Raw genomic sequence first — 24,671 nt, forward strand, 5'->3', positions numbered from 1 at the left:
CCGCCCGAAACTGCTCAAAGCGTGTAAGTGCCTGAATGCCCGGGGGTTTCCTAGCAAGCGGCGGGGCTCCGGCGCAAGACAAAGGGCCCCGAGTGGTCGCTCCATGAGCGCCAATGGACGAGGCCCGCTTGTGGGCGGTATGAGGCCCCCGTGAGCGCCCCCGCGTCCAAGGTGGTCGTCTTCCTGCACAGCGGCGACTACGACCGCGTACATCAGGGGCTGTCCATTGCCGCGGCGGCCGTGGCGACGGGGCGACGGGCGGAGGTGTACCTCTTCTGGTGGGCCCTGGAGCGGTTCCTGAAGGGCGCGCTGGACGAGCCGGACTTCGCGGGGCGCGACGACGTGGCCGACCGCTTCGAGTCGCGCGGCATGCCCACGGTGCGCGTCCTGCTGGAGCACCTGACGGACTCGGGGCTGTGCACCGTGGCCGGCTGCACGGGCTCGCTGGGAGCGCTCGGCGCGGAGGCGTCGGCGGAGAAGAGCGGCATCGACGTGTGGCTGGGCTGGAGCGCCATCCTCCAGCGTACGGCCGGCGTGACGGACCGTTTCTATCTTTGATTGAGCAGCGCTCGGATTCCCGCCTGTTCCGCGAGCGGGCCCGGTGCCTGGCGCCCCCGCCCGCTTTCGTTGCCTCCCCGGGAGCCCTGTTTACGTTTCTGAAGCCCCTGACGCGGGCGAAAGGAACGAGACGACCATGGCTTACAGCGGCACCCACAATCCCTCGCGAGGCATCGGCGGTGGTGGGTGGCACCGTCTGGGCAACACGCTCAAGACGACGGTGCTGCTCGCGGGCCTGACGGCGCTCGTGCTCCTCCTTGGCCAGCGGCTCGGCGGCGCGCAGGGCCTGATGTTCGCCGGCCTCTTCGCGGTGGTGATGAACTTCGGCTCGTACTGGTTCAGCGACCGGATTGCCCTGGCCATCCACGGCGCGAAGCCACTGCCCTACGAGAGCGCACCCTGGCTGCACCAGATGGTGGAGCGGCTGGCGGCCCGCGCGGGCATGCCGAAGCCGAAGGTCTACCTGCTGCCCACGCGCGCGCCCAATGCGTTCGCCACCGGCCGCAACCCGACGCACGCGGCGGTGGCGGTGACGGCGGGGCTGATGGACATCCTCGACCGGCGCGAGCTGGAGGGCGTGCTCGCGCACGAGCTCGGCCACGTGCGCAACCGGGACACGCTCATCGGCACGGTGGCGGCGACGCTCGCGGGCGTCATCAGCTACGCGGCGCAGATGCTGTTCTGGTTCGGCGGGTCCATGCTGTCGCGCAGTGACGACGACGAGGGCTTTGGCGGTGCGTTCTCCAGCCTGGGCCTGCTGCTGGTGGCGCCCATCGCCGCCACGCTGTTGCAGCTGGCCGTGAGCCGCTCGCGCGAGTACGGCGCGGACCTGGCGGGCGCGGAGCTGTGCGGCGACCCGGACGCGCTGGCGGATGCGCTGCTGAAGTTGGAGCGCGGCGCGGAGGCAATGCCCTACGACAGGGCCCCGGCCACCTCGCACCTGTTCATCGTCAACCCGCTGCACCACGGCGGCGTCATGAAGCTGTTCTCCACGCACCCGCCCATTCCGGAGCGCGTGCGCAGGCTGCGTGAGCTGGGGGCCCGCGCGGGCGGCTACCGCGCTCGCGGTCCTGGCGGTTGGGAGTACGCGTACTGACGACGTGGCAGCCCATCGAGGTGGGCTCGCGCCATGCCAGCCGGGAACGCGTTGCCCGTGAACGCGGCTGCGTCCATCGACGACGCAGGTGCGCGGGGCGCGCGGTTCAGGCCCAAGGGGATGCCCTCTCGAATCGCTCCGAGGCGCATCCTGGTACGTCACTTGCTACCGGGTGAGCGGGCACCCTCAGCCTACAAAGCGAGACACCCATGGCAGTGACTTGTCAGGACATGCCGGCAACCGTCACCGTCGGCGGCAGCGACTACACCACCAGCGACTCTCTTGACTCTTCGACATATTGCTATCGAAGGGCAGGAGTGGCGCTCGACGCGGCGCCACATTTCACCGTCACGGACACCGACTCCGGGCGGGCCCAGTTCAGGAAGTTCCATGTCACCCGGGCAAGCGGTACCCGGTGGCTGCGCGCGTACTACGACGAACGGACCTTCCAGTACGTCACCATCGCCGCTCCCGGAGAGCGGCACTCCAGTGTCTTGATCAGCAGCTCTGCGCAGGCCGAGCTGGATGCGCTGGCGACGGCCTTCTGGAATGCCATCAATACGTAGGGCTCACTTCACGAGCCCTGCGTCTGGCTCGCCGAAGGCGGTGAACGGGTCCTCGAGCATCTCTCGAATCGTGCCGGCCAGCACCCCGGCGTGGTAGCCGTCGATGAAGCGGTGGTCGATGGACGCATTCACGCTCATCACCTTCCCCACCACCACGCGCTCCCCCTCCACCACCGCCGTCTCTCGCACCGCGCCGGGCGCGAGGAACACCGGCACGCGCGTGAAGGGCACCAGCGGCAGGTACGCGATGTCCAGCCCCAGCGTGCCCACGTCCGTGACGACGGCCGCGCCGAACGCATCCCTCGGCAGGCCGAAGCGCCCCAGGTCCAGGTTGAGCGTCACCGCGAGGAACGACACCACCCGCGTGAAGAGGTGCAGCAGCGGTGACGGCACCCGCTCCACCAGCCGCCATCCGCGCCGGGCCTCCGGCTCCGCGCGCACCGCGGCCTCCAGCTCCGCCGCCAATTCCTGCAGCCCCTTCCTGTCCGCGTCCTCCACCCGCACGGGCACCAGCCGCGTCCCGCCTCCCTCCGGCCTCGCCACCAGCGCGGACACGGTGATGCGCTGGCGCAGGTAGATGCGGCTGAAGCGGAGCACGGCGTTGGCGTCCGGACAGCGGCGCAGCGCCTCCGCCAGCGCCTTGAGCACCAGGTGCGTCACCGTGAGCCGCACGCCGGTGCGCGCCTGGAAGGCCTCCATGTAGGCCAGCGCCCGGTCCATCCGCACCGTGAGCGTGCCGTAGACCGTGGGGTCATACGCCGTCTCCCAGCTGCCGATGGCCAGCTTCCGGAAGCTCGACACGTGCGTCTTGGGGCTCAGCTCCAGGTGCGGCATGGCACGCAGAATCGCCGCTCACAGGGGGCCGGGGAAGGCCCCGCCACGCCCGGACGCCGCCCACGCCAGGAGTCGATTTCCAGAGTGCAAAGCGGCTCGAGGCAGGGCATGGAGGGCCCTGCAGGGAACTCCGTCCGGCAGTGGACCCTTGACGGGCCGGTGTCTGACGGTAGGCTGCCCCGCTTTTTGCATCTCCCGTGGAGGTCGTCCCCGTGCTGGTTGCACTCATCCTCGTATCGATCGGGTTTGCCGTGACGCTCGGCATCCTGCTCTTTGGCGGCTCGAACCGAGCCGCGCTCCCGTCCTCCTCCTCTTCATCCGCGCCCGCGTTCCGCAACGAGCTGGAATCCGAGTCGCAGCGGCGCACGAAGGCGGAGGCGGAGCTCCAGCGGAAGCAGAAGGAGCTGGACGAGCAGCGCACCCAGTTGCAGGACGTGAAGGACCAGCTCAAGCAGGCCAAGCGCAAGCTCTTCGAGCAGAAGGAGTCGGACAAGGGGCCGCAGGACCTGGCCAAGGCCCGCGCCGAGGTCGAGCGCGCCGCGTCCGTCCAGCTCGAGCAGACCCGCGAGGAGCTGGCGCACGCGATTACGGAGAACCAGCGCCTGAGGGCGGAGATGGAGGGACGCGGCCGCCGCCCGCAGCCCGCTCCTGTCGCCGCTCCTGTCGCCGCCCCCGTGGCGGCTCCGCAGATCTCCGCCCCCGCCAAGGAGGGTGAGTCCGTCGTCGCCACCGCCGTGACGGTGGCTCCCGCGGCGGACGCCGCGCAGCAGGACCGCGGCGCGCGCCGCTTCCGCGAGCTGAACGACGCGGACCGCGAGAAGATGGAGCGCCTGGAGCAGCAGGCCAACAAGGAGCGCTCACGCGCGGTGGAGCTGGAGAAGGAGCTGCGCCGGGTGAAGGGCCGCAACGAGACGCAGCAGCGCGTCTACGCCGCGGCGAAGAGCGACCTGGACCTGATGCGGGACAAGTACAAGGCGCTGGAGAAGCGCCTGAACCGCACCCTCCTGGAGCGCGACCTGATCCGCCGGGCCATCAAGGACCTGGAGAAGAAGACGGGCATGCTCGCCGAGCGCACCGAGCTGACGCCGGAGGAGATGGCCGCCAGCGACCAGCGCACCGAGGAGACCGCCCGCGTGCGCGCCGAGACGGAGGCCCAGACCGCCGCCCAGCAGGCTCCCGCCGCCACGCCTTCCGAGGCGCCCGCCTCCGAGTCCGCCGCTCCGGCCGACTCCGAGAACAAGCCCGCGCCCGTCTGAAGCACCGGCTCACGCCGCGTCGGGCATGAAGGGCTCGGTCCTCTCGGGGACCGGGCCCTTCGCCGTTTCCGGCCCCTTCACTCGTCCGTCGCGCACCCGCCCGGCGGCGTGGGGCCCTGATCCCGCGTCAGGCCGTCCTGGAGCTTCGCCAGCAGGCGCTGCAGCTCCGCGGCCTCGGAAGCCTCCAGGTACCCGCGCAGCTGCCCGTCCACCCATTGGAGCGCGGCGGTCACCAGCTGCATCTCCGCCTGCCCCTTCTCCGCCAGCTCCAGCCGCACACACCGGCGGTCCTCGCCGGCGCGCCGGTGCACCAGCCCGTCCTCCTCGAGGCGGTCCACCAGCCGGCTGGCCGCGGGGGGGTCCACCGACAGCCGATCCGCGAGCGCGGCCTGGCTGCGCACGCCATGGGCGATGGATTTCAGCGCCAGCAGCTGCATGAAGGGCCTGCCCGTCTGCTCTCCGAGCCGGTCGGCCAGCAGCCGACGCACGGTGCGACGCAGGGTTGCTACTTGCTCTGCGAGCGTCATCACCCGTAAAGATGGTTGCGAACCACAACCGTTGTCAATTACATCGGTCGTCGCCGCAGGCCGTCATTCGGGGGGGAATTCCAGGCAACACCGCAGCCACCCTCTCCTTCCTCACGTCTGGCGTATGGCAACCCCTTCCGTCCTCCTCCTGGCGCTCGCCGCCACTTCAGTGCAGTCCGAGCCGACCCCCTCCGACCTTCCCCCGGCCGCCGTCCAGCCGAAGGTCGAGGACGCGATGCTCACCCCCGTTCCTCCGGCCCCGCGGCTGGTGAAGACGTGGGACGAGGCGCTCGCGCTCGTGCGCGAGCGCTCCACGGACCTGCGCGGCGCGGAGGCCGGCGTGGAGCGCGCCAGTGGCCGCTGGCGTCAGGCGCTGTCCTCGCTGCTGCCCAACGCGCGCGCCCAGGCCGGCGTGGCGCATGACCTGCTCAATCCGGACATCGCCGCAGGCGTGAATCCAGGAGTCGTCGGCGAGGGCCGCGCGCCCACCACGCCCGTCGGCACCGTCTCCGCGACGCTGACGCAGTCGGTGGTGGACCTGAGCGCGTGGCGCGGGCTGTCGTCGGCCCGGGCCGCGGAGAAGGGCGCGGTGGCCAGCCTCCAGGACGTGCGCCGCCGCCTGACGCTGGGCGTGGCACGCACGCTGGTGGCGACGGTGGCCGCCGAGCGCGCGGCGGAAATCAACCGCGTGAATCTGCGCCAGGCGCTGGAGCGCTCGTCGCTCACCCAGCGCAGCTTCGAATTGGGCGCGGGCAACCAACTGGACGTGGTGCGCGTGAACCAGGACGTGGCGGTGGCGCGCGGCGCGCTCGTCGCCGGTGACGAGCAACTGCGCCAGACGCGTGAGGCGCTGGGCTTCGCGCTCGGCTTCGGCCAGCCCATCGGCGTCGACCCGTCCTTCAACCTCCAGGGGCTGGTGGACCAGACGCGCAAGGACTGCGCCGCGCTGGACGGGCTCGACTCGCGGCCCGACCTGGTGGCGGCCCAGGCACAGGTGGAGTCCGCGCGCGACAGCCGGCGTCAGGCGTCCGCGGGCTACCTGCCCACGCTGGGCGTCTCCAGCACCCTCTACGGCCTCACCACGGACCCGGGCTTCGGCCGCTTCGCGACCTGGAATATCGCCGCCGTGCTCTCGGTGCCCCTCTGGGAAGGCGGCGGGCGCGAGGGGCTGGTGCGCGAGCGCGCGGGCGCGGAGACGCAGGCGGCCGCGGCGCTGGAGAACGCCCGCCGCGACGTGGCCCTGGAAGTGGCCCAGGCCCGACGCGGCGTCGAGGTGGCCGAGGCCCTGGTGAAGACCGCGAGCGAGTCGAGAGACCTCGCGGAGCGGACCGACCGCCTCACCCGACGTGCTTTTGAAGTGGGCCGCGGCAGCAGCCTCGAGCTGGTGCAGAGCGCGGCGGCCCTGCGCCAGGCGGAGCTGACCCTGGTGCTGCGTGAATTCGAGCTCGTCCAGGCACGCCTGGACGCATTCCTGACGGAGGCCCGGTGCGACTGGTGAAGCGGGTGCGCCCCCTTATGGCGCTGAAGAAGACTGTGTGTGGTGTGGCGGTGCTGGTCGCGGTGGCGGCTTGCTCCGGGCAGAAGGCGGCACCGGCCGCGCCGCCGCCCCGGGAAATCGACGTGGTGTCGCTGGCCCCGCGCGAGGTGCGGGACACCGGCGAGTACCTGGGCTCGCTGCTGTCGCGGCAGAGCGTCACGGTGCTGCCGCAGGTGGGTGGCTACGTGCGCCGCATCCACGTGAAGCCCGGCCAGCAGGTGGAGGCCGGCGCGCCGCTGGTGGAAGTGGACGCACGCGAGGACACGGCCGCGCTCGACAGCGCCCAGGCCCAGCTGAGCTCCACCAAGGTCAACCTGGAGCTGGCCCGCCGCACCCTGGCCCGCACGGAGGCGCTCAACAAGGAGGGCCTCGCGAGCGCGCAGGAGCTGGAGGCCGCCCGCGCCCAGGTGGATGCCGCCGACGCCGCGTCGCGCTCCTCCGCCGCGCAGGTGACGCAGCGCCAGGTGCAGCTGCAGTTCAACGTGGTGCGCGCGCCCTTCGCCGGCACCGTGGGTGACGTGCTGGTGCGGCTGGGCGACTTCGTGAGCGCCACCACGGTGCTGACCAGCGTGGCGCAGGCGGACGTGCTCGAGGTGAGCGTGTCGGTGCCCTCTTCTCGCGCCCGCTCGCTCAAGCCGGACACGGCGGTGGAAATCCTCGACGCGAAGGGCAAGGTGCTGCTCACCAGCACCGTCTTCTTCGTCGCGCCGCAGGCCGACCCGCGCACCCAGCTGGTGGAGGTGAAGGCCGCCTTCCGCAACACGGGGGGCCTGCGTCCCAGCGAGCTGGTGCGCACGCGCATCGTCTACTCCGTGCGGGACGCACTGCAGATTCCGGCGCTCGCGGTGGTGCGCCAGAGCGGCCAGCCCTTCGCGCTGGTGGTGCAGGAGAAGGAAGGCAAGACGGTGGTGGAGCGCCGCCCCATCACCCTCGGCGCGCTGGGCGAGATGGCGTACGTCGTGGAGAAGGGCCTGAAGGCGGGAGACCTCGTCGCGGTCTCCTCCATGCAGGCGCTGCGCGACGGCATGCCCGTGAAGGTGAAGGTCGCGCCCCAAGCCGAGGCGCCCGCCAAGGCCATGGGAACCACGCCGACGGCCGGCGGCACAGGAGGCGGCGCGCCCGTGGGCGGCAGCCGCTGAGCCGGAGAGCACCATGTTCGTCGACTTCTTCATCCGCCGGCCCGTCTTCGCCATCGTCTGCTCCATCCTGCTGACGCTGGTGGGGGCCATCGCCATCCCCACGCTGCCCATCGCCCAGTATCCGGACCTGGCGCCGCCGCAGGTGACGGTCACCAGCACCTACGTGGGCGCCAGCTCCGAGGTGGTGGAGAGCGCCGTCACCATCCCGCTGGAGCAGGAGCTCAACGGCGTGGAGGGCATGCGCTACATCACCTCCACCAGCAGCAATGACGGCACCAGTCAGATCACCATCACCTTCGAGCCCACGCGCGACATCGAGGTGGCGGCGGTGGACGTGCAGAACCGCGTCAGCCGCGCCGCCGCGCGCCTGCCCGCGCAGGTGAACCAGACGGGCATCGTCGTCAACAAGGCCTCCAGCCAGATGCTGATGACGGTGGCGCTCTTCAGCCCGGACGAGCGCTACGACGCGAAGTTCCTCAGCAACTACGCCGACGTGAATCTCAAGGACGCCATCAAGCGCGTGCGCGGCGTGGGCGAGGTGCGCATCTTCGGCGAGCGCAAGTTCTCCATGCGCCTGTGGCTGGACCCCACGGAGCTGGCGCGCCGCAAGCTCACCCCGCAGGACGTCACGCGCGCCCTCCAGGAGCAGAACCTCCAGGTGGCCGCGGGCGCGGTGGGCCAGCCGCCGTCCGCCGACGACCAGCCCTACCAGCTCGCGGTGCGGGCGCGGGGCCGGCTCGTGGAGCCGGACGAGTTCGGGGACATCGTCCTCATGCGGCAGAACGACGGCAAGAGCGTGCGCGTGAAGGACGTGGGCCGCGTGGAGATGGGCGCGGAGAACTACGGCACGCTGCTGCGCTTCAGCGGCAAGCAGGCTGTCGGTCTCGCCATCTTCCAGCTGCCCACCGCCAACGCGCTCGACGTGCGTGACGGCGTCTACTCGGAGCTGGAGCGGCTGTCCGCGCAGTTCCCTCCGGGCATGACGTTCCAGACGGGCACGGACACCACGCTGGCGGTGCGCGCCTCCATCCACGAGGTGATGCAGACGCTGATGGAGGCGATTGCGCTCGTCATCCTCGTCATCTTCCTGTTCCTGCACGGCTGGCGCAGCGTGCTCATCACCGCCTTCACCCTGCCCGTCTCGCTGGTGGGCACCTTCGCCTTCGTCCAGCTGATGGGCTTCTCCATCAACACCCTCACCCTCTTCGGCCTCACGCTGGCCACGGGCCTGGTGGTGGACGACGCCATCGTCGTCATCGAGAACATCGAGCGGTTGATGGTGGAGCGGCACCTGTCGCCCGTTCAGGCCGCGCGCGAAGGCATGAAGGAGGTGGCCGGCGCGGTCATCGCCATCTCCATCGTGCTGGTGGCGGTGTTCGTCCCGGTGGCCCTCTTCCCCGGCACCACCGGCGCCATCTACCGCCAGTTCGCGCTCACCATCGCCGCGTCGGTGGCCCTCTCCACCTTCTGCGCCCTGACGCTCACACCCGCGCTGAGTGCGCGGATGCTCAAGCACCAGCAGGGTGAGAAGTGGGTCTTCTTCCGCTGGGTGGACAAGGCACTGGACTGGACGCGCGCCGGGTACGGCCGCAACCTGCGCAAGCTGCTGAAGCGCCCGGCCATCATCCTGGTGGCGTTCCTCCTCTGCATCGCCGGTACGGTGGTGCTCTTCCGGATGGCGCCCACGGGCTTCATCCCGGATGAAGACCAGGGCTACCTCATCATCTCCGTGCAGGGCCCGGAGGGCATGTCGCTCGCCCAGACGGAGAAGGTGCTGGCCGAAGCGGAGGCCGTGCTCGCCAAGCAGCCGGAGATTCGCGCGGTGTTCGCCATCGGCGGGTTCTCCTTCCAGGGCACGGGGCCCAACATGGCCACCATGTTCACGTCCCTGAAGCCGTGGGAGGAGCGCCCGGGCAAGGAGCACACCGTGGCCGCGGTGGTGGAGCGGCTGCGCGGGCCCCTGGGCCGCATCGGCGGGGCGCGGGTGATGCCCTTCCAGCCCCCCGCCATCCGCGGCGTGGGCAGCGTGGGCGGCTTCCAGTACATCGTCGAGGACATCGCCGGCACCAGCTCGCTGGACCAGGTGGCGGCGGCCGTCCAGGCGCTGGTGGCGAAGAGCAACGAGAACCCCCAGCTGCGCGGCGTCTTCACCGCCTTCAACGCCGACACGCCGCTCCTGGACGTGGAGGTGGACCGGCAGAAGGCCAAGGCGCTCGGGGTCCCCATCGAGCAGATCTTCGGCACCATGCAGGTCTACATGGGCAGCCAATACGTCAACGACTTCAACTACGCGAACCGCACGTACCGCGTCTATGTGCAGGCCGAGCAGCAGTTCCGCGACAGCCCGCAGGACATCGGCGCCTTCTACGTGCGCAGCGACAGCGGGGACATGATTCCGCTGGAGTCCCTGGTGCAGGTGGAGCCCACGGTGTCCGCGCAGGTCATCCGGCACTACAACCTGTTCCGCGCGGTGGAGGTCAACGGCCAGGGTGCACCGGGCGTGTCCTCCGGTCAGGCGCTGGAGGCGATGGAGGAGCTGTCAGCGCAAGTGCTTCCCCAGGGTATGAGCGCGGAGTGGACGGGCATCAGCCTGGAGCAGAAGCAGAGCGGTGGTCAGACGATGATCATCTTCGGCCTGGGCCTGCTCTTCGTCTTCCTGGTGCTGGCGGCGCAGTACGAGAGCTTCAGCCTGCCGCTGGTCATCATCTTCTCGGTGCCGCTGGCCATCATGGGCGCGCTCGGGCTCCAGCTGCTGCGCGGGTACGCCAACGACGTGTTCTGCCAGGTGGGCCTCGTCATGCTGGTGGGCCTGGCCAGCAAGAACGCCATCCTCATCGTGGAGTTCGCGGAGCAGCTGCGCGAGGGTGGCAAGAGCGCCGTCGACGCGGTGGTGGAGGCGGCCGAGGTGCGCCTGCGTCCCATCCTCATGACGTCGATTGCGTTCCTCCTCGGCGTGGTGCCGCTGATGACGGCGTCGGGCGCGGGCGCGGCGTCGCGCAACTCGCTGGGCACGGCGGTGTTCGGCGGCATGCTCGTGTCCACGGTGGTGAACTTCGTGTTCATCCCCGGGCTCTACGTGCTGATGCAGAAGCTGCGCGGCGAGGCGAAGCGGAGCACGGGCGAGGATGAGGCGGTGCCGACTCCGGCTCCGTCGCACTGAGCCGCGAGGCTGCTCGAGTCACACACGCGGGGCCCGGGTTCTACCCGGGCCCCGTCTTCATTTGCGGCGCGCGGCCTCGATGAGCTGGGCGAGGAGCGTGCGGTGGCAGATGGGCTCGAGGATGCAGTCCTTCGAGCAGAGCAGCGTCACCGACTCGCCCTGATCCACGCGGGCGGCGAGGGCGGCAATCTTGTCCTGCTGGGCCTGCATCTCCTGGACGTACCGCTCGCGGTAGGCGTCGAGGGTGATGGGGGACTGGCCCTTTCCGTAGAAGGCGTCGAAGAGGTCCGGGCTGGGCGCCAGGTCGCTCATCCACACGTCCCATGTCTCCTTGGCCTTGGGCAGGCCTCGGGGGCGGTAGCGGCAGACCAGGACCCGGTAGCCGTCATCCGGCTCCGCTGGCACACACCAGCGCTTGGTCTTGAGGGGCATCTCGGATCAACGCCAGGACGGCTGCTGGGTATTCCGCCAGGGCTTACCGGAGATCTTACTGGCACGGGAATGAGGGCAAACGTACGACATGCCTTCAAGTGCCTGTAACTGCTCGGACTCTGTCAAGGAAAGAGCCCGGCACGCGCCCTGCTATGGGGTACCGCGGGCAGCACGGGGCGGTACGGGGCAGCACGGTGGCGGGGTTGGGCGGGCGGGTTGGACGGGCGGCGGGTTGGGCGGGGCAGCACGGCGGTACGGGCAGCACGGGCGGCGGGTTGGGCGGGGCGGCACGGCGGTACGGGGCAGCACGGGTTGGGCGGGGCAGCACGGCGGTACGGGGCAGCACGGGCGGCGGGTTGGGTGGGCAGCAAAAGCGGTACGGGGCAGCACGGGTTGGGCGGGTTGGGCGGGGCGGCACGGCGGTACGGGGCAGCACGGGCGGCGGCGGGTTGGGTGGAGCAGCACGGCGGTACGGGGCAGCACAGCAGCACGGGCGGCGGGTTGGGTGGAGCAGCACGGCGGTATGGGGCGGCACGGGGCAGTACGGGTTGAGCAGCACGGGCGGCGGGTTGGATGGGGCAGCACGGGGTAGTCGCAGCACGGGGTAGTACGGGCGGGTTGGTCGGGCAGCACGGCGGTACGGGGCAGCACGGGCGGCGGGTTGGACGGGGCAGTACAGAGCAGCACGGCAGTACGGGGCAGCACAGCAGCACGGGCGGCGGGTTGGACGGGGCGGTACGGAGCAGCACGCATCACGGCAGCACAGAGCACCACGGCAGTCTGAGCGGGTGAGTTCACCCTGCTCCAGTCGAACGGCTCGGGCGTGAGGGATGGGGAGAGGGAGCCGGTCCTCAGCGAAGGAGCACATTCGTGAGGGCCGGTTCGCCTTCATCCACGAATCAATCACTCCGAGTAATCGATAGCGGCTGGCTTATATCCATCAAAGCAACGCAGACGGTGCCATCCTGTCCTCCGGTTCTGGAGGTAGGGAATGGTTCGCGTCGTCTGTCCCTCTTGCGGCTTCGCTACGCAGCTCGCGTCTCCAGAGGCGCGCTCGCGCACGCACTGCAGGCGCTGCTTCACGTCATTGGCGGGCGTGCCCATCGAAGCACCGAAAGGCCATGAGCCCGGGCCGGCTCCCGATGCGCGGGCCTCCACGCCCGTCAGCACGGCGCGCTTTCCCGCCCCAGCTCCCAGGCAATCCCGGCCAATATCAGCCACGCCGCAGTCGCCTGCCCTCCCCTCCCGACTCGAATCCGCCGAGGACTGGACGAGCGTCCGCAGAGGCGTGCTTGGCCTGCGAGGTTTCCTCGGCTTCTCGTTGGGGGCGGGAGCGGTCGCGCTCATCCCAGGGATCTTCGTCGTCATAATCTGGGCGATGCTCAACGGAGGGCGTCCGCGCACCGAGACCTCCTCCTTCGACCTCTGGGTCCGCCTGTTCGTGGGGCTCGTCAGCCTGTCCCTGCTGACCTGGATATCGGTCCAGCTCTACCGTCTTACCCGCGCGCCCGAGACGAAGCTCCGTTCCCAGGCCTGGCTCGCGCTTGGCGCGACCTTGGCCCAGTTCCCGCTGGTCGCCGCGTTGCTCCTGACGGGCACGGGCACGCGCATCCTGCTCGGGGTCATCCCCCTCCAATTGGCCGCCGGAGTGGGCGTCTCCCTCTTCCTCGTCCATCTGGCGGAGCGCCTCCGCATGCGCAGCTCTCCGGCCATGGCACTGGCGCTCACGTTCGGCTCGCTCATCATCGGGCCGCTCCTCTTCTCCACCGGGCGCATCGCGTTGCTCGGCCTGACCGCTCTTGGCTTCCTCGTCGGCCTGATCATCCTCCACGCCGACCTCAAGCGACTTGCGGACGCCCTGGAGCCCCGCTGCACCCAGCCGCCAGCTCGGCGGGCAGGCCACCCGGCCCGCTGAAGGCCGCCGTGAGTGCGTCCGTCCAGGCGACGAGATGACGGGCCCCACGGCCGCGTCATTCGCCCAGCGGCCCTACAGGTAGACTTGCGCCCGGGCCCGGGTCCGCGTAGCGATGACACCCCGTGAAGCTCTCCCTCGCCACGCGCATATTCCTCGGCTACGCGGTGGTGCTCGTCACCTTCGGGATGGTGTCGCTCTTCAGCGTGACGGAGCTGCACCGCAACCGGCTGGAAATCCGCCTCGTCAGCCAGGGCTACCTCCAGCTGTCGCAGGACGCCGCGGAGCTGGAGACCTTCCACACCACGCAGGAGAAGGACACCGAGCGGATGCTCGACGAGAGCAGCGTGGAGGCCCGCCGCGCCTACATCCGCCTCGCGCGCCTCTACTTCCCGCCCCTCATGTCCCAGCGGCTGACGGACGCCCGGGTCAAGGCGCGCGAGGTGCTCGCCTTCGCCCCCGCCAGCGAGGCCCCCTTCATCCTCGGGCTGGAGAGCCGCTTCGGGGAAATCCACGCGCGCTACCGCGACTACGGCCGCGCCGCCGAGACGGTCTTCTCCGCGCTGTCCACCGCGTCCCCGGACCGCGAGGAGGTGGCCCGCGCCACCAAGGACCTGCGCCAGCTGGAGACCTCCATCGGCCGCGAGATTCGCGTCCTGCGCGCCGCGCTCGCCAACCGCATCCGCGAGCGCGTGGACGGCGCCGAGGAGCGCGAGCGCACCACCGGCCTGTTCATCATCGGCTTCTCGCTGGCGGCCATCATCGTGGGCCTGGGCGTCATCGCCTGGTCCGCCCGCACGCTGCGCCCGGTGCGCACCCTCATCGAGGGCGTGTCCCGCATCGGCCGCGGCGACTACAACGCCCAGCTGGGCGTGCGCGGCGACGACGAGGTGGCCGTGCTCGCCCGCGAGTTCGACCAGATGGCCCGCTCGCTCCAGGCCCGCGAGGCCCAGCTCAAGGCCCAGGCCGAGGCCCTCATGCGCGCCGAGCAGCTCGCCGCCGTGGGCCGCATCTCCGCGCAAATCGTCCACGAGGTGCGCAACCCCCTGTCCTCCATCGGCCTCAATGTGGAGCTGCTCCAGGACGGCCTGGAGCGCGCCAGCTTCGCGTCCGAGAACGACTCCACCGAGGTGAAGGAACTGCTCTCCGCCGTCACTCACGAGGTGGACCGGCTGGCGGACGTCACCGAGCAGTACCTGCGCATGGCCCGCCCTCCCCGGCCGGACCTGGACCCGCGCGACGTCACCGCCGTGCTGGACGGCGTGCTCGACTTCACCCGCGAGGAATTGGAGCGCGCGGGCGTGGAGGTGGTGCGCGACTTCGCGAAGGACACGCCCGCCGTGCTCGCGGACGAGGGCCAGCTGCGCCAGGTGTTCCTCAACCTGCTGCGCAACAGCCGCGAGGCCATGCCCGCGGGCGGCAGGCTCACCGTGGCCACCCGCCCCCTGGAGAGCGACGTGGAGGTCCACGTGAGCGACACCGGCCAGGGCATGACGGAGGACGTGCGGCGTCACCTCTTCGAGCCCTTCTTCACCACCAAGGAGGGCGGAACCGGGCTGGGACTCGCGGTGAGCCAGCAGATCCTCCAGGCCCACGGGGGCTCGCTCTCCTGCCAGAGTATTCCCGGCCAGGGCACCTCCTTCGTGTTAAGGCTCCCTCGCGCATGAGCTTCAATTCGTTCCGGGACGAGCTGCCCTCCGGGCTGCGCGTCGTCACTGTCGAAACGCCCCACCTCCACACCGCCCTGCTCGCCATCTACGTGCGGACGGGCAGCCGCCATGAGACGCCCGCCAACAACGGCGTCAGCCACTACCTGGAGCACCTCTTCTTCCGCGGCAGCGAGGGCTGGCCGGACACGGTGAAGATGAACGCGGCCGTCGAGGAGGTGGGCGGCAACCTCAACGGCGTCACCACCCGGGACCACGGGTACTACTACACGCCCCTCCACCCCGCGCACCTGCGCGTGGGCATGGACATCCTCGGCGACATGCTCACCCGCCCCCGCCTCACCGACATGGAGGTGGAGCGGCAGATCATCCTCGAGGAGATGCTCGACGAGGTGGACGAGAAGGGCCGCGACATCGACCTGGACAATCTCTCCCAGCGGCTGCTCTTCCCCAGCCACCCGCTGGCCCTGAAGATTGCCGGCACCCGCGAGTCCGTCTCCGCCCTCACCCACGCCCAGGTGCTGGAGCACTTCGCGCGGCACTACGTCGCCGGCAACCTCGTCGTCACCGCCGCGGGGCGCGTCAATCGCCAGGAGGTGCTGGAGATGACCGAGCGCGCCTTCGCCCGGCTGCCGCGCGGCCCGGTGAGCACGGAAGCCGCCCCGCCCGCCACGCCGCCCGGCCCCAGGCTGCACTTCGTGGCGCACGACGAGTCGCAGACGGAGTTCCGCATCAACTTCCGCACCGTGCCGGACCGGCATGACGACCAGCCCGCCCTGCAGATCATCCGGCGCCTGCTGGATGACGGGCTGTCTTCACGGCTGCCGTTCGAAATCGTGGAGCGGCGGGGGCTGGCGTACTCCGTCCACGCGTCGCTGGACACGTACCACGACGCGGGCGTGTTCGAGATTGAAGCGGCCAGCGCCCCGGAGAAGGCGGCGCAGGTGGTGGCCGAGGCCTTCCGCGTGCTGGGCGCCCTCTGCGACACCGAGGTGGGCGAAGAGGAGCTGTCGCGCGCCAAGCGGCGCCACCGCATGCTGCTGGAGTTCGCGCAGGACTCGCCGGGCGAGCTGGCCGGCTGGTTCGGCGTCAACGAGCTCTTCAACGCGCCCGAGTCCTTCGGCCACCGCGCCGACCTGGTGGACGCGCAGTCCGCCACGCGCGTGCGCGAGGTGGCCCGGCGCTACTTCCACCGGGAGAACCTCACGGTGGTGGCGGTGGGCCAGCGCAAGGGCCTCAAGGCCCTGGAGCGCGTGGTGGCGGAGGCCCCCGGGCTGCCGGCGCCGGAGGCTCCCGTGCTGGCCGCCGTCAGCGGCCTCCGCGGATGATGACGGGGCCCGTGGGGCGCTTCTTCGGCTTCGGAGCGAGCGCCATCAGGGCCTTCTGCGTGCGCAGATAGTCCTCGTTGTCGGGGCTGCGCTTCAGCGCCTCCTCGATGAGCTTCAGCCCCTGGGGCACCTTCGTCTGCAGCGTCGCGTAGAGGCCGGCGAGCTGCGCCTTGTGCTCCAGTGACGCCTCGCCCAGCGTGAGCAGCCGCTCCAGGGAGAGCTGGGCGTCCGTCTTCCGGTCCGCCTTCAGGTGGAGCTGCGCCATGCGCGCATGGGCGGGGGCGAAGCGGGGCTCCGCCGACAGGGCGAAGCGGTAGCTCTCCTCGGCGGCGCGGCGGTCTCCCTGTTCCTCCGCCAGGCGCCCGCGCACGTACAGGGCCCGCGCCATGCGGGGCCGCAGCTGCAGCACCCGGTCCACCAGCCCCTGCGCGTCCGCGCGGCGCCCCTGCACCAGCGCGGCCTCCGCGAGCCACGCCAGGGCCTCGGCATTCTGGGGCTCGGCCTCCACCAGCTTCTTCAGAGCGACTTCGGCCTCCGCGGGGCGCCCCAGCACCAGCAGCACGCGCGCGCGCAGGGTGACGACGTCCGTGCGCGCCGACTCCGGCTCCTGCACGGCGCCCAGGTCCGCCTCCGCCATCTCCGGGAAGCCGCTGTTGAGGAAGTAGCGCGCGCGCAGCAGCCGCGCGGACGTCAGCCCCGGGTCCTCCTGGAGCAGCCGGTCCATCAGGTTGGCCGCCAGCAGCTCCTCGCCCTTGATGAGGAGGACCTCGGCCTCCACGGACTTGGCCTCGGGGTCGTCCGGGCTGTCGCGGAGGATGCCCTCCAGCGTCTTGAAGGCGGCGTCAATCTGCCCCTCGCGCGCCTGGATGCGGGCAAGCCGGAGCACGTCCGCGTCCGGCAGCGAGCCCGAGTCGCGCAGGTGGATGAGGGCGGCGAGCGCGTCCTGGGTGTGGCCGTCCTGGAGGTACAGGTCCGCCAGCTCGCGCTGAATCGACGGGTCGTTCCCGACGAGGGACTTCGCCTGCTTGAGCGCCAGGATGGCGGCACCCTCGTTGCCCGCCATCCGGTGGGCGCGGGCCATGAGCAGCAGCGGCTCGGCGCTCTCCGGCGCGGCGCTGGCGGCCCGGCGCAGGGCGGAGAGCGCCTGGTTGGGCTCATTCTTCTCCAGGTACGCACGGCCCTCGGAGAGGGCCTTCTGCGCCTGTTGGGCACGGTTCTGTACGGCTACGACCTCCGGCTCCTTGCAAGCAAGCGGGAGGAGGAGCGCCAGGGTCCAGGGACGGATCGAAAAAAGCCGGGGCATCGCTGAGCGCGAGGGTACCGGATGTTATCCTCCCCCGTCGATGGACCCATTCGTTCGGCGCCTCGTCGAGAGGCTCCATGACCCCAGCAAGCCCCTGTCGAGAAATCGGCACTTCCACACGTTCGACACCCCCGAGGGGCGTCTGGCGCTGAAGGTGTTCCGACGCCTGCGTAGCCTGCGCAACGATATCCTCGCCTGTCAGGCCGAGGGCCGCCGCGCCCGCATCTCCCGTCACGTCAGTCCAGCAGGCGACTACCGCATCGAGCTGCTCATGGACCGGATGTCCGGTCGGCGGGTGTCCATGCTCCAGGCGGCGGAGTTCGAGCTGCTCGCCGCCATGCCCGGCGTGCGCGAGGCGCTGGAGATTCTCGACGTGGCGGCGTAGCGCCTAGACGTCCGCGGCGTACGGCGGCGACGGCTCGTACTGGATGTAGCGCTGGACCTGCCGCGCGAAGGCCGGCTCCCAGAGCTGTCCCACCAGCCACAGCGCCATGTCGATGCCCGCGGACACGCCCGCCGCGGAGACGACGTTGCCGTCCCGGACGTAGCGGATGCCGTCGAGCACGGTGACGTCGCCCCGGGCGCGCAGCTCTTCAATGGCGCTCCAGTGCGTCGTCATGCGGCGCCCCCTGGCGAGCCCCGCCGCGTGCAGCAGGAAGGCGCCGGTGCAGACGCTGGTGTTCCACTTCGCCTCGGCGCCCTTCGCGCGGAGCCAGCCGAGCATGCCCTCGTCGTGCATCTCCCGCTTCCGGCCCTCCCCTCCCGGCGCGAGCACGACGTCCAGGCGCGGGGCCTCCGCGAAGCTCGCGTGGGGAATCACGCGCAGGCCCTTGGCGCTGCGGATGGGGTTGCCGTCCTTCGAGTAGGTGCGGACGTCGATGTCCAGCTCCGGGCGGAGGTACGCCGCCGCGGCGAAGACCTCCCACGGGCCGGCGTAGTCGAGCTCCTCTGCTCCATCGAACAGCACGATTCCGATGCGGGTCACGGCTTGTGGCTCCTGGGCTTCGCGGCGCGGAAGCGCTCGCGGTACGAGGTGGGGCTGATGCGGAGGATGCGCGTGAAGGCGCGGCGCATGGACTCGGAGGTGCCGAAGCCCAGGCGCGCGGCGATGGCGTCCACGCCGTCGGCGGTTTCCTCGAGGGCCCGGCGCGCGGCGTCCACCCGCACCTGCTCCACGAAGCGGGCGGGAGGACAGCCGACCTCGGAGGTGAAGGCGCGGCGGAAGTGGCGCTCGCTCATGGCGGCGCGGCGGGCCAGCGCGGGGATGCGCAGGTCTTCACCGGGGTGGTCCACCATCCACGCCTGGATGTCTCTCAGGGGCTCTCGCTCTGCCGTCTGCGCGGAGAGCTGCGCGCTGAACTGGGACTGGCCCCCGGGGCGACGGAGGAAGAGCACCAGCTCGCGCGCCACGGCCATGGCCACGTCGCGGCCGCAGTCCTCCTCCACCAGGGCCAGCGCCAGGTCCATGCCCGCGGTGACTCCCGCGGACGTGTAGACGTGGCCGTCGCGGATGAAGATGGGGTCTTCCTCCACGGTGACTTCCGGGTAGCGCCGCGCGAGCTGCTCGCACTCGCTCCAGTGGGTGACGGCGCGCCGTCCGTCGAGCAGCCCCGCCGCGGCGAGCACGAAGGCGCCGGTGCAGACGGACGCGAGCCGGCGCACGCGCGGGGCCTGCGCCTGGACCCAGGAGAGGACGCGCGGGTCCTCCGCCACGTGCCGCACGCCCCGGCCTCCTGCGATGAGCAGCGTGTCGAAGGTGCGCCCGTGGCCCGTGCGCCCGCGCGGGAGCACCGTGTCAGCGACGAGGCGCAGGCCCGAGGATGAGCGCAGCACCGGGCCATGCGCGCTGAGGAGCTCCAGCGCATACCGGTCCCCCGTGGCCCCGTATTGCTCCCGGAGCAGGCGCGAGGCTCGGCCGAAGACCTCCAGCGGGCCGGTGATGTCGAGGACCTGCGCATCGTCGAAGGCGAGCAGCGCGATGCGCAGCGGAAGTCCCCGGGGGCTCGAGGACGCTGACCGTGGGCGTGGGGGCGCTCGCTTCATGCGAAGCACATTGCGCCCCTTCGCGTCCTGGCCGCAAGGACGCGGAGCCCACGTTTTCGGCCATGCCGCGGCGAAGGCCGATATCGCTCAGAACACCCACGGGCCGAGGCCGGTGGGTGCTCCGCCGCACGCCTCCCGCAGCCGGGCGAGCGCGTCCTCATAGGACAGCGTCATGGCCTCTTGCCGAAGCCCCGGAGGCGCCCAGGTCCGCCATGAGCGCAGCACGGCGACGTGGTGCCCGTCCTCCTCCTGCGCTTCCGAGAAGTGGACGAGGAGCCGCTCCTGCAGCGTCTGGCGGGCCTTGGTCCACGGCCCTTCCTTCTCCAGCCGGACCTCCCTGTCCCTTTCGACGGCGGTCAGCAGCTCACGGGCCTCCGTGGAGAGTCCCGACAGGGACGCGCGGCGGCGCGAGGGCTCCATGGCCACGCGGTACACGGAGGGCCACAGCGTGCGGTCCACGAAGGCCACCTTCCCCTCCACCAGCCGCACCGCGAGCACGTCCGGCGAGGCCCGCAGCATCCGCCCCAGCCGGTACGCGAGCCGCCCCTTGGAGTGCTCACGCCAGCTCCCGGCGGGGCGCCCTCCCAGCACCTTCTCCACGAGCGAGGCGGGCCCGTGTGTGGGCACCTCGGTGATGACGTGGTGCGTGTGCACCAGCTCCACCGCGTCGTTCAGCGTGCGGATCAACCGTCCTCCTTCGCCGGCGCGCCGTGGATGCCGGCCTGCCGGGAAGATGGTCATCCCACGCGGACGGTGACACGGACGCCAGCACGGCAGGCCGCCCAGGGTACGCCCTGCCGACGCCGGGCCAGCCCGGGGCGCTCAACCCCCGAGCTTCAGCCCTGCTCGCAGCGCCCCTCCCATCCATCCGCCGCCAGCACATGCCGCGCCGAGGGCACGTCCAGCGCCTACTCGCAGCGCCCCTCCGTCCCATCCGCCGTCGGCGCGTGCCGGCAGGCGTGCAGCGCCGGCGGCACGTCCAGCGAGTAGATGAGCTGGACGACGTCCTGGCTGCTCTGGACGTTGACGCTCTGCGCCTGCGACGCACCGGGGTCGAATGAGTCGAGGCTGTAGCGAATCTGCCCCGCCGCGTTGATGCTGACCTTGGGCGTCGGCTCGGCGGGGGGCGTCAGCACGGTGCGGTTGAGCGAGCGGACATAGGTGCCATCCGCCTGCTTGAACGAGTCCGCGCAGTCCGCCGCGCCGGTGAAGATGTTCGCCTGGTAGATGCGCGCCTGATTCGTGCCACCCACCGAGCACGTCGAGTTGGCGTTGGGCATGAACTCCAGCGAGTTCCACAGCACACAGCTCGCGAGCACGCCCGAGCCGCTCGCGGTGCGCTCCGCCATCGCCCCGTACTCGATTCTCCAGCCCTCGGAGTTGGGCGCGGCCGTGCCTCCATCCGTCACGTCCACCAGCTTCGCCTCGCGCAGCCGGTTGGTGTCGAACGCCGCCGCGGCGGTGTCGTCCGTGAACTCGCGGAGCACCGTGCCGCCATCCGCCTGGGCCAACGACTTCCCGTAGGACCAGAAGCCGTAGTACCGGTTCTTGTTCACCCCCGAGCCGGTGAACGTCCCCACCGTGGCCGTGTCGAACACACCGCCGCTCTCGGACGCCATGTCCTCCGTGCAGCCATAGCCTCCGTCCAGGGTGGCGCACGTCACGCTCTTGCTCTTCAGCACGCGCGCCGTGGAGAGGCCCGCGCAGTTGTTCACCGTGTCCACCTGCGTGCCCGTGAAGGAGCCGCACGTGGAGCCCGTACCCGACGCCGTCGTCTCGGAGACCGCCGTCACCTTGCCGCCGACCAGCGAGGTGCCGGTGGTGTACGTGCGGTTGCCCGTGTCGAGCGTGAGCGTGCTCTGCCACGTGCACGCGTACTTGCCGCAGGCATAGGGGTTGTCCACCCTGCACTCCCCGGCGTTCGTGTCGCGGACGTTGTAGCGGTCACCGGTGCCGAGGAACGTGCGCAGCTGGCCCGTCATCGGGTCGATGCTGTTGGAGGGCAGGAAGAAGAACGGGTTGCGCTCGCGCAAGTCCAGGTCGGCGCTGCCGCCCTGCTCGAAGCTGCGCGCCATGCGCCAGTTGTCCATCAGCCCGTCGCCGTCGATGTCCTGGCCCGGCTCATGGAAGCGCAGCACGTGCACCTGCCCGCCCGTGTCCGCGACGATGCCCGTGTCGAAGAAGCCGTCCTGGTTGCTGCCCTGCCCGCCATAGTCGATGAGACCGATGGGCGCGGCGACGGGGAACTTCAGCGACTGCGAGGCGCTCCGCGCCGGGTCGTACTGCCGCTTGAAGAGCAGCGAGCCCGACCAGACGTCGAGCACGTACACGCCCCGCCCCTTGTTGAGGTTCGGGTCATACCCGCCCTGGAGGAACACCGACCAGCGCTCCTCGGTAGGCACGGCCACCGCCGACGGGGGCACGACGCGGGCCACGCCGCCCGCGTCCTTGCGCAGCAGCACCGGGCCGATGGGCGGCGCCTTCGGGCTCAGGCTCATCCACGTCTCACCCACCTCCGCCGCCTCGGGCGAGCACGGCTGCGGGAAGAGCCAGCGGAAGCGGGGCTCCCTCGGGTCCGTCACGTCCAGCGCGAAGTAGTGGTTGCCGCCGCGCCGCTCGCTGAAGACGGCCATCGTGTGGAACTCGTCCGCGTCCTTCTGGTCCGGGTTGGCGGAGGAGTCGGCCCAGATGTCGCGGACCATGATGTCGCCGTCCACGAAGTAGTGGTGGCGGCCCTCGATGTTCATCCGGAACTTCAGCTTCGCCAGCTGGTCCGGCGGGATGAAGGCCCACAGCTCCTCGCCCGTTCCCACGTCGTGCGTCTCCGGGAAGCGCTGCGAGGCCGAGGGCGCGGGCACGGACGCCAGCGGGCTGCCCGCCTGGAACGCGTGCACCATGCCGTCGTTGGCGCCCACCAGGACGATGCGCTCGCGCGACAGGCCGTCCTGCCGGTACTTCTCGTAGGCATCCACCGGCCCGCCGCCGGTGGGATAGCTGGTCTGCGGCGTGGCGCCCACGGGCAGCTGCTTGACGTAGAGCGTGTTGACGCACTGGGTGTGGAGCCCCAGGTCGCAGAGGAAGGGCTCCACCGGGTTCGACACCAGCGTGGGCGAGGAGTGGAAGACGTCGCCGAGCAGCCACTCCCGGTCGTCGTTCCGGTCCAGGTCGCCGTCCTCGTCCAGCACGTCCTTGCCGCGCACGTACCGGATGACCAGCCGCGCGCAGTCCCTGCGGGAGAGCGAGCTCAGGCCCAGCGCCGTCTGCAGGATGCCGCACACGGGCGAGCCGTCCAGCGCGAGGTACGGCAGCAGCCGGTCCGCGTTGGCCTCGGTGAACTCGACGCGCGCATCCCCGAAGTCGAGCTTCCCGTCCGGCCCGCCAGAGCCATTGCTCGCGGCGGTGTCGATGACGGTGTAGATGCGCCGGTTGTCAGCGCCCTTCTGCACGAGCTTCTCGCCCGCCTCCCAGTGCGGCGTGGCCCGCTCCGTGGAGCCCTTGCGCCGGAAGACGCCGTCGTCGTCCTCGATGACGATGTCGTTGTTCACGTCGGTGATGAACACGTCGTCCAAATCATCCGGGTCCTCCTCGCTGGCGTTCTTGTTGGCGCCCTCGACGAACTCGCTGAAGAGGTTCCACCGGTAGAGGAAGCCGCGCCAGTCGCCGGTGCGGTTGGGACGGAAGCGCGGGACGATGCCGGTGCCGCCGGAGTTCACCTGGAACGAGGACACGGCCGCGCTCGCGAAGGAGGTGGCCCGGCGCGACATCTGGGTGAGCATGGAGTCCAGGCCGCTCTCCAGCTTCCCGTAGTCGTCCGCGAGGTAGAAGTCGCCGCCGCCCTCCTCCGCGACCTTGCGGAGGATGTTCATGCGCTGCGCGCTGTTGCTCCCCACACCGACGACGTACGTCTGGACGGTGTTCTGTCCCGGGAAGGCGCTCGCAACGCTCAGGTCCGTGCGGTCGAGGAAGCCCGCCACGTCATCCGCCAGGTCCGACGGGCAGGTGCCCGCCGGCGTCCGGGGCGCGCCTCCGGAGAGCACCACCGAGCGGCCCGCGGAGACGTAGTCGTCGCCGTCCCCCTCCACGTGGGTGGTGCCCAGGATGTCGAGGCAGGTCAGGCTCGTCGGCTGCGTGCACGGGCTCGGCGGGGCGAGCACGCCCGAGGCGTTGAGCCGGGGCACGCAGTAGGGAATGGCATCGTCGCCGCGGCCGTCCGACATCAGGGCCACGAAGTGCTTGTCGCAGTCGCGGCAGAGGTTCTCCTTGTCGTTCATCTTCTCGACGTTGCGGTCGTAGAAGAGCGGGCTGGCCCCGCCGAACCAGCGCCCCGAGTCGGCGTGGAACTCGCCCATGTTGAACAGCACCTCGGAGATGGGGTTGCTGTCGAGGGTGAAGGGGACGGAGTCGACGCCGTTGGAGAAGGAGTTGGTGGGTGTGCCGCTGCCGCCACACGCGGGGCGGAAGGCCTCGCGGATGACGGCGCCGTGGTCGTCCGTGTTGCTGACGACGGAGATGCGGAAGCGGGAGATGCGCGGGTCGCCCATGAGCCGCTTGAGCGCCAGCCGCAGCATCACGTAGCGCGGCGGGTGGAAGTTGAGCCAGTTCCCCGAGAACACGCCGGCCTGCGGGTTCGTCAGCACACTGCGACCCATGTCCGGCGCGGTGGGCAGGTTGGGATTGAGGTAGTAGCCGCGGGTGGAGAGGCAGGCCATGCACTCGGTCTGCTGCGCCGCCGTCAGGCCGGAGAGCCCCGAGCAGGCATTCGTCGTGCTGTTCGTCGGCGCCGGCGAGGCGCCACGGCTCGTCCAGGTCAGGAACCGGTAGTAGTTCGCGCCGATGAAGAGCTGGTCCACCGCGTTCGTGTTGACGCTGCTCGGGGAGTAGGTGACCTCCGGGCGCGGGTAGGCGCGCGCCGACTGGTACCGGCCCACGAGCGCCGTGGCCCGCGGGTAGAAGTAGTTGAGGTTGTTCAGGTACGCGTTGTTGCAGCCCGTGGCGGAGGGGTCATCCGGGGACTGGCCATCCATGCTGCCCTGGATGCGAATCTCGTACATGGACAGCGGGAACTCGAGCATCCGCTTCCGGTTCATCAGCACGAAGGCGATGGTGGCATCGCCTCCCGCGGCCTGACGGAAGAAGGTGTTGTCCTCGCCGGTGGGCGGGTTGAGGTAGGCGCTGAGCGCGCTCGAGGCCGTCAGGCAGCACGAGGCGTCCCCGCTAGCCTGCGCGCTCGCATGCGTGGCCACCAGCAGTCCGCCGGCCAGGGCCATGACGGCCGCCCACGCCACGACACGTGACTTGTTCTCTCGCAACACG

19 protein-coding genes are annotated in these 24,671 nt (G+C 70.7%); 11 read left to right on the top strand and 8 right to left on the bottom strand.

The features are described from left to right. Window positions 1–150 precede the first annotated feature (150 nt). The 3 genes from ACX9TP_RS33075 to ACX9TP_RS33085 all read left to right on the top strand — a co-directional run bounded on the left by ACX9TP_RS33075 (window position 151) and on the right by ACX9TP_RS33085 (window position 2,220). Complete coding sequence (locus ACX9TP_RS33075; protein WP_482974629.1) at window positions 151–558, top strand: hypothetical protein; 408 nt, start codon at window positions 151–153, stop codon at window positions 556–558. 136 nt (window positions 559–694) lie between these two features. Beyond that, complete coding sequence (locus ACX9TP_RS33080) at window positions 695–1,654, top strand: zinc metalloprotease HtpX (RefSeq protein WP_482974630.1); 960 nt, start codon at window positions 695–697, stop codon at window positions 1,652–1,654. Between the two features lie 209 nt (window positions 1,655–1,863). Continuing rightward, complete coding sequence (locus ACX9TP_RS33085) at window positions 1,864–2,220, top strand: hypothetical protein (protein ID WP_482974631.1); 357 nt, start codon at window positions 1,864–1,866, stop codon at window positions 2,218–2,220. A gap of 3 nt (window positions 2,221–2,223) precedes the next feature. Here ACX9TP_RS33085 and ACX9TP_RS33090 read toward each other — a convergent pair whose 3' ends face one another. Continuing rightward, window positions 2,224–3,054 carry a 2-oxo acid dehydrogenase subunit E2 gene (locus tag ACX9TP_RS33090; RefSeq protein WP_482974632.1) on the bottom strand — a complete coding sequence of 277 codons (831 nt, stop codon included), beginning with the start codon at window positions 3,052–3,054 and terminating at the stop codon, window positions 2,224–2,226. Window positions 3,055–3,266: 212 nt separating this feature from the next. Here ACX9TP_RS33090 and ACX9TP_RS33095 point away from each other — a divergent pair, with 212 nt between their 5' ends. Next, window positions 3,267–4,310 carry a cell envelope biogenesis protein TolA gene (locus ACX9TP_RS33095; RefSeq protein WP_482974633.1) on the top strand — a complete coding sequence of 348 codons (1,044 nt, stop codon included), beginning with the start codon at window positions 3,267–3,269 and terminating at the stop codon, window positions 4,308–4,310. A gap of 77 nt (window positions 4,311–4,387) precedes the next feature. Here the strand turns inward: ACX9TP_RS33095 and ACX9TP_RS33100 are convergent, their stop codons facing one another. Continuing rightward, window positions 4,388–4,798: a MarR family winged helix-turn-helix transcriptional regulator gene (locus ACX9TP_RS33100; RefSeq protein ID WP_482974634.1), complete on the bottom strand. Its 411-nt coding sequence runs from the start codon at window positions 4,796–4,798 to the stop codon at window positions 4,388–4,390. 163 nt (window positions 4,799–4,961) lie between these two features. Here ACX9TP_RS33100 and ACX9TP_RS33105 point away from each other — a divergent pair, with 163 nt between their 5' ends. From ACX9TP_RS33105 to ACX9TP_RS33115, 3 genes are read left to right on the top strand one after another with little or no spacing between them, the layout of a single operon-like run. Next, window positions 4,962–6,335, top strand: a complete 1,374-nt coding sequence (locus tag ACX9TP_RS33105) for a TolC family protein (RefSeq protein ID WP_482974635.1) — start codon at window positions 4,962–4,964, stop codon at window positions 6,333–6,335. Window positions 6,336–6,352: 17 nt separating this feature from the next. After that, complete coding sequence (locus ACX9TP_RS33110; protein WP_482982261.1) at window positions 6,353–7,513, top strand: efflux RND transporter periplasmic adaptor subunit; 1,161 nt, start codon at window positions 6,353–6,355, stop codon at window positions 7,511–7,513. Window positions 7,514–7,526: 13 nt separating this feature from the next. Beyond that, a complete protein-coding gene (locus ACX9TP_RS33115; RefSeq protein ID WP_482974636.1) occupies window positions 7,527–10,673 on the top strand; it encodes an efflux RND transporter permease subunit in 3,147 nt (1,048 codons plus the stop codon). A gap of 57 nt (window positions 10,674–10,730) precedes the next feature. Here the strand turns inward: ACX9TP_RS33115 and ACX9TP_RS33120 are convergent, their stop codons facing one another. After that, entirely contained in the window at window positions 10,731–11,105 is a 375-nt protein-coding gene (locus ACX9TP_RS33120; RefSeq protein ID WP_482974637.1) for a DUF488 domain-containing protein, read from the bottom strand. Between the two features lie 1,288 nt (window positions 11,106–12,393). On the opposite strand from ACX9TP_RS33120, the gene ACX9TP_RS33125 reads away from it, so the two are divergent. From ACX9TP_RS33125 to ACX9TP_RS33135, 3 genes are all read left to right on the top strand, one after another. After that, complete coding sequence (locus ACX9TP_RS33125) at window positions 12,394–13,020, top strand: hypothetical protein (RefSeq protein WP_482974638.1); 627 nt, start codon at window positions 12,394–12,396, stop codon at window positions 13,018–13,020. A 122-nt stretch (window positions 13,021–13,142) separates the two neighbouring features. After that, window positions 13,143–14,684, top strand: coding sequence for a sensor histidine kinase (locus ACX9TP_RS33130; protein ID WP_482974639.1), 1,542 nt, complete (start codon window positions 13,143–13,145; stop codon window positions 14,682–14,684). Then, window positions 14,681–16,012 (top strand): M16 family metallopeptidase, encoded by a 1,332-nt coding sequence (locus ACX9TP_RS33135; RefSeq protein WP_482974640.1) that lies wholly within the window; start codon window positions 14,681–14,683, stop codon window positions 16,010–16,012. The genes ACX9TP_RS33130 and ACX9TP_RS33135 overlap by 4 nt, the downstream gene beginning before the upstream one ends. Here the strand turns inward: ACX9TP_RS33135 and ACX9TP_RS33140 are convergent. Further along, entirely contained in the window at window positions 15,993–17,315 is a 1,323-nt protein-coding gene (locus tag ACX9TP_RS33140) for a tetratricopeptide repeat protein (RefSeq protein WP_482974641.1), read from the bottom strand. The two genes, ACX9TP_RS33135 and ACX9TP_RS33140, sit on opposite strands and share 20 nt — an antisense overlap. Before the next feature lie 40 nt (window positions 17,316–17,355). On the opposite strand from ACX9TP_RS33140, the gene ACX9TP_RS33145 reads away from it, so the two are divergent. Then, window positions 17,356–17,700 carry a hypothetical protein gene (locus tag ACX9TP_RS33145; RefSeq protein ID WP_482974642.1) on the top strand — a complete coding sequence of 115 codons (345 nt, stop codon included), beginning with the start codon at window positions 17,356–17,358 and terminating at the stop codon, window positions 17,698–17,700. A gap of 3 nt (window positions 17,701–17,703) precedes the next feature. Here ACX9TP_RS33145 and ACX9TP_RS33150 read toward each other — a convergent pair whose 3' ends face one another. The 4 genes from ACX9TP_RS33150 to ACX9TP_RS33165 form a co-directional block, all read right to left on the bottom strand. Continuing rightward, entirely contained in the window at window positions 17,704–18,300 is a 597-nt protein-coding gene (locus tag ACX9TP_RS33150; RefSeq protein ID WP_482974643.1) for a DJ-1/PfpI family protein, read from the bottom strand. After that, a complete protein-coding gene (locus ACX9TP_RS33155; protein WP_482974644.1) occupies window positions 18,297–19,358 on the bottom strand; it encodes a GlxA family transcriptional regulator in 1,062 nt (353 codons plus the stop codon). Before ACX9TP_RS33155 ends, ACX9TP_RS33150 begins: the two co-directional genes overlap by 4 nt. A gap of 87 nt (window positions 19,359–19,445) precedes the next feature. Beyond that, window positions 19,446–20,045: an RNA methyltransferase gene (locus tag ACX9TP_RS33160; protein WP_482974645.1), complete on the bottom strand. Its 600-nt coding sequence runs from the start codon at window positions 20,043–20,045 to the stop codon at window positions 19,446–19,448. Window positions 20,046–20,266: 221 nt separating this feature from the next. Next, window positions 20,267–24,670 carry a pilus assembly protein gene (locus tag ACX9TP_RS33165; RefSeq protein WP_482974646.1) on the bottom strand — a complete coding sequence of 1,468 codons (4,404 nt, stop codon included), beginning with the start codon at window positions 24,668–24,670 and terminating at the stop codon, window positions 20,267–20,269. Window position 24,671: the final 1 nt, after the last annotated feature.

The sequence above is a fragment of the Pyxidicoccus sp. M15 genome, assembly GCF_056858435.1.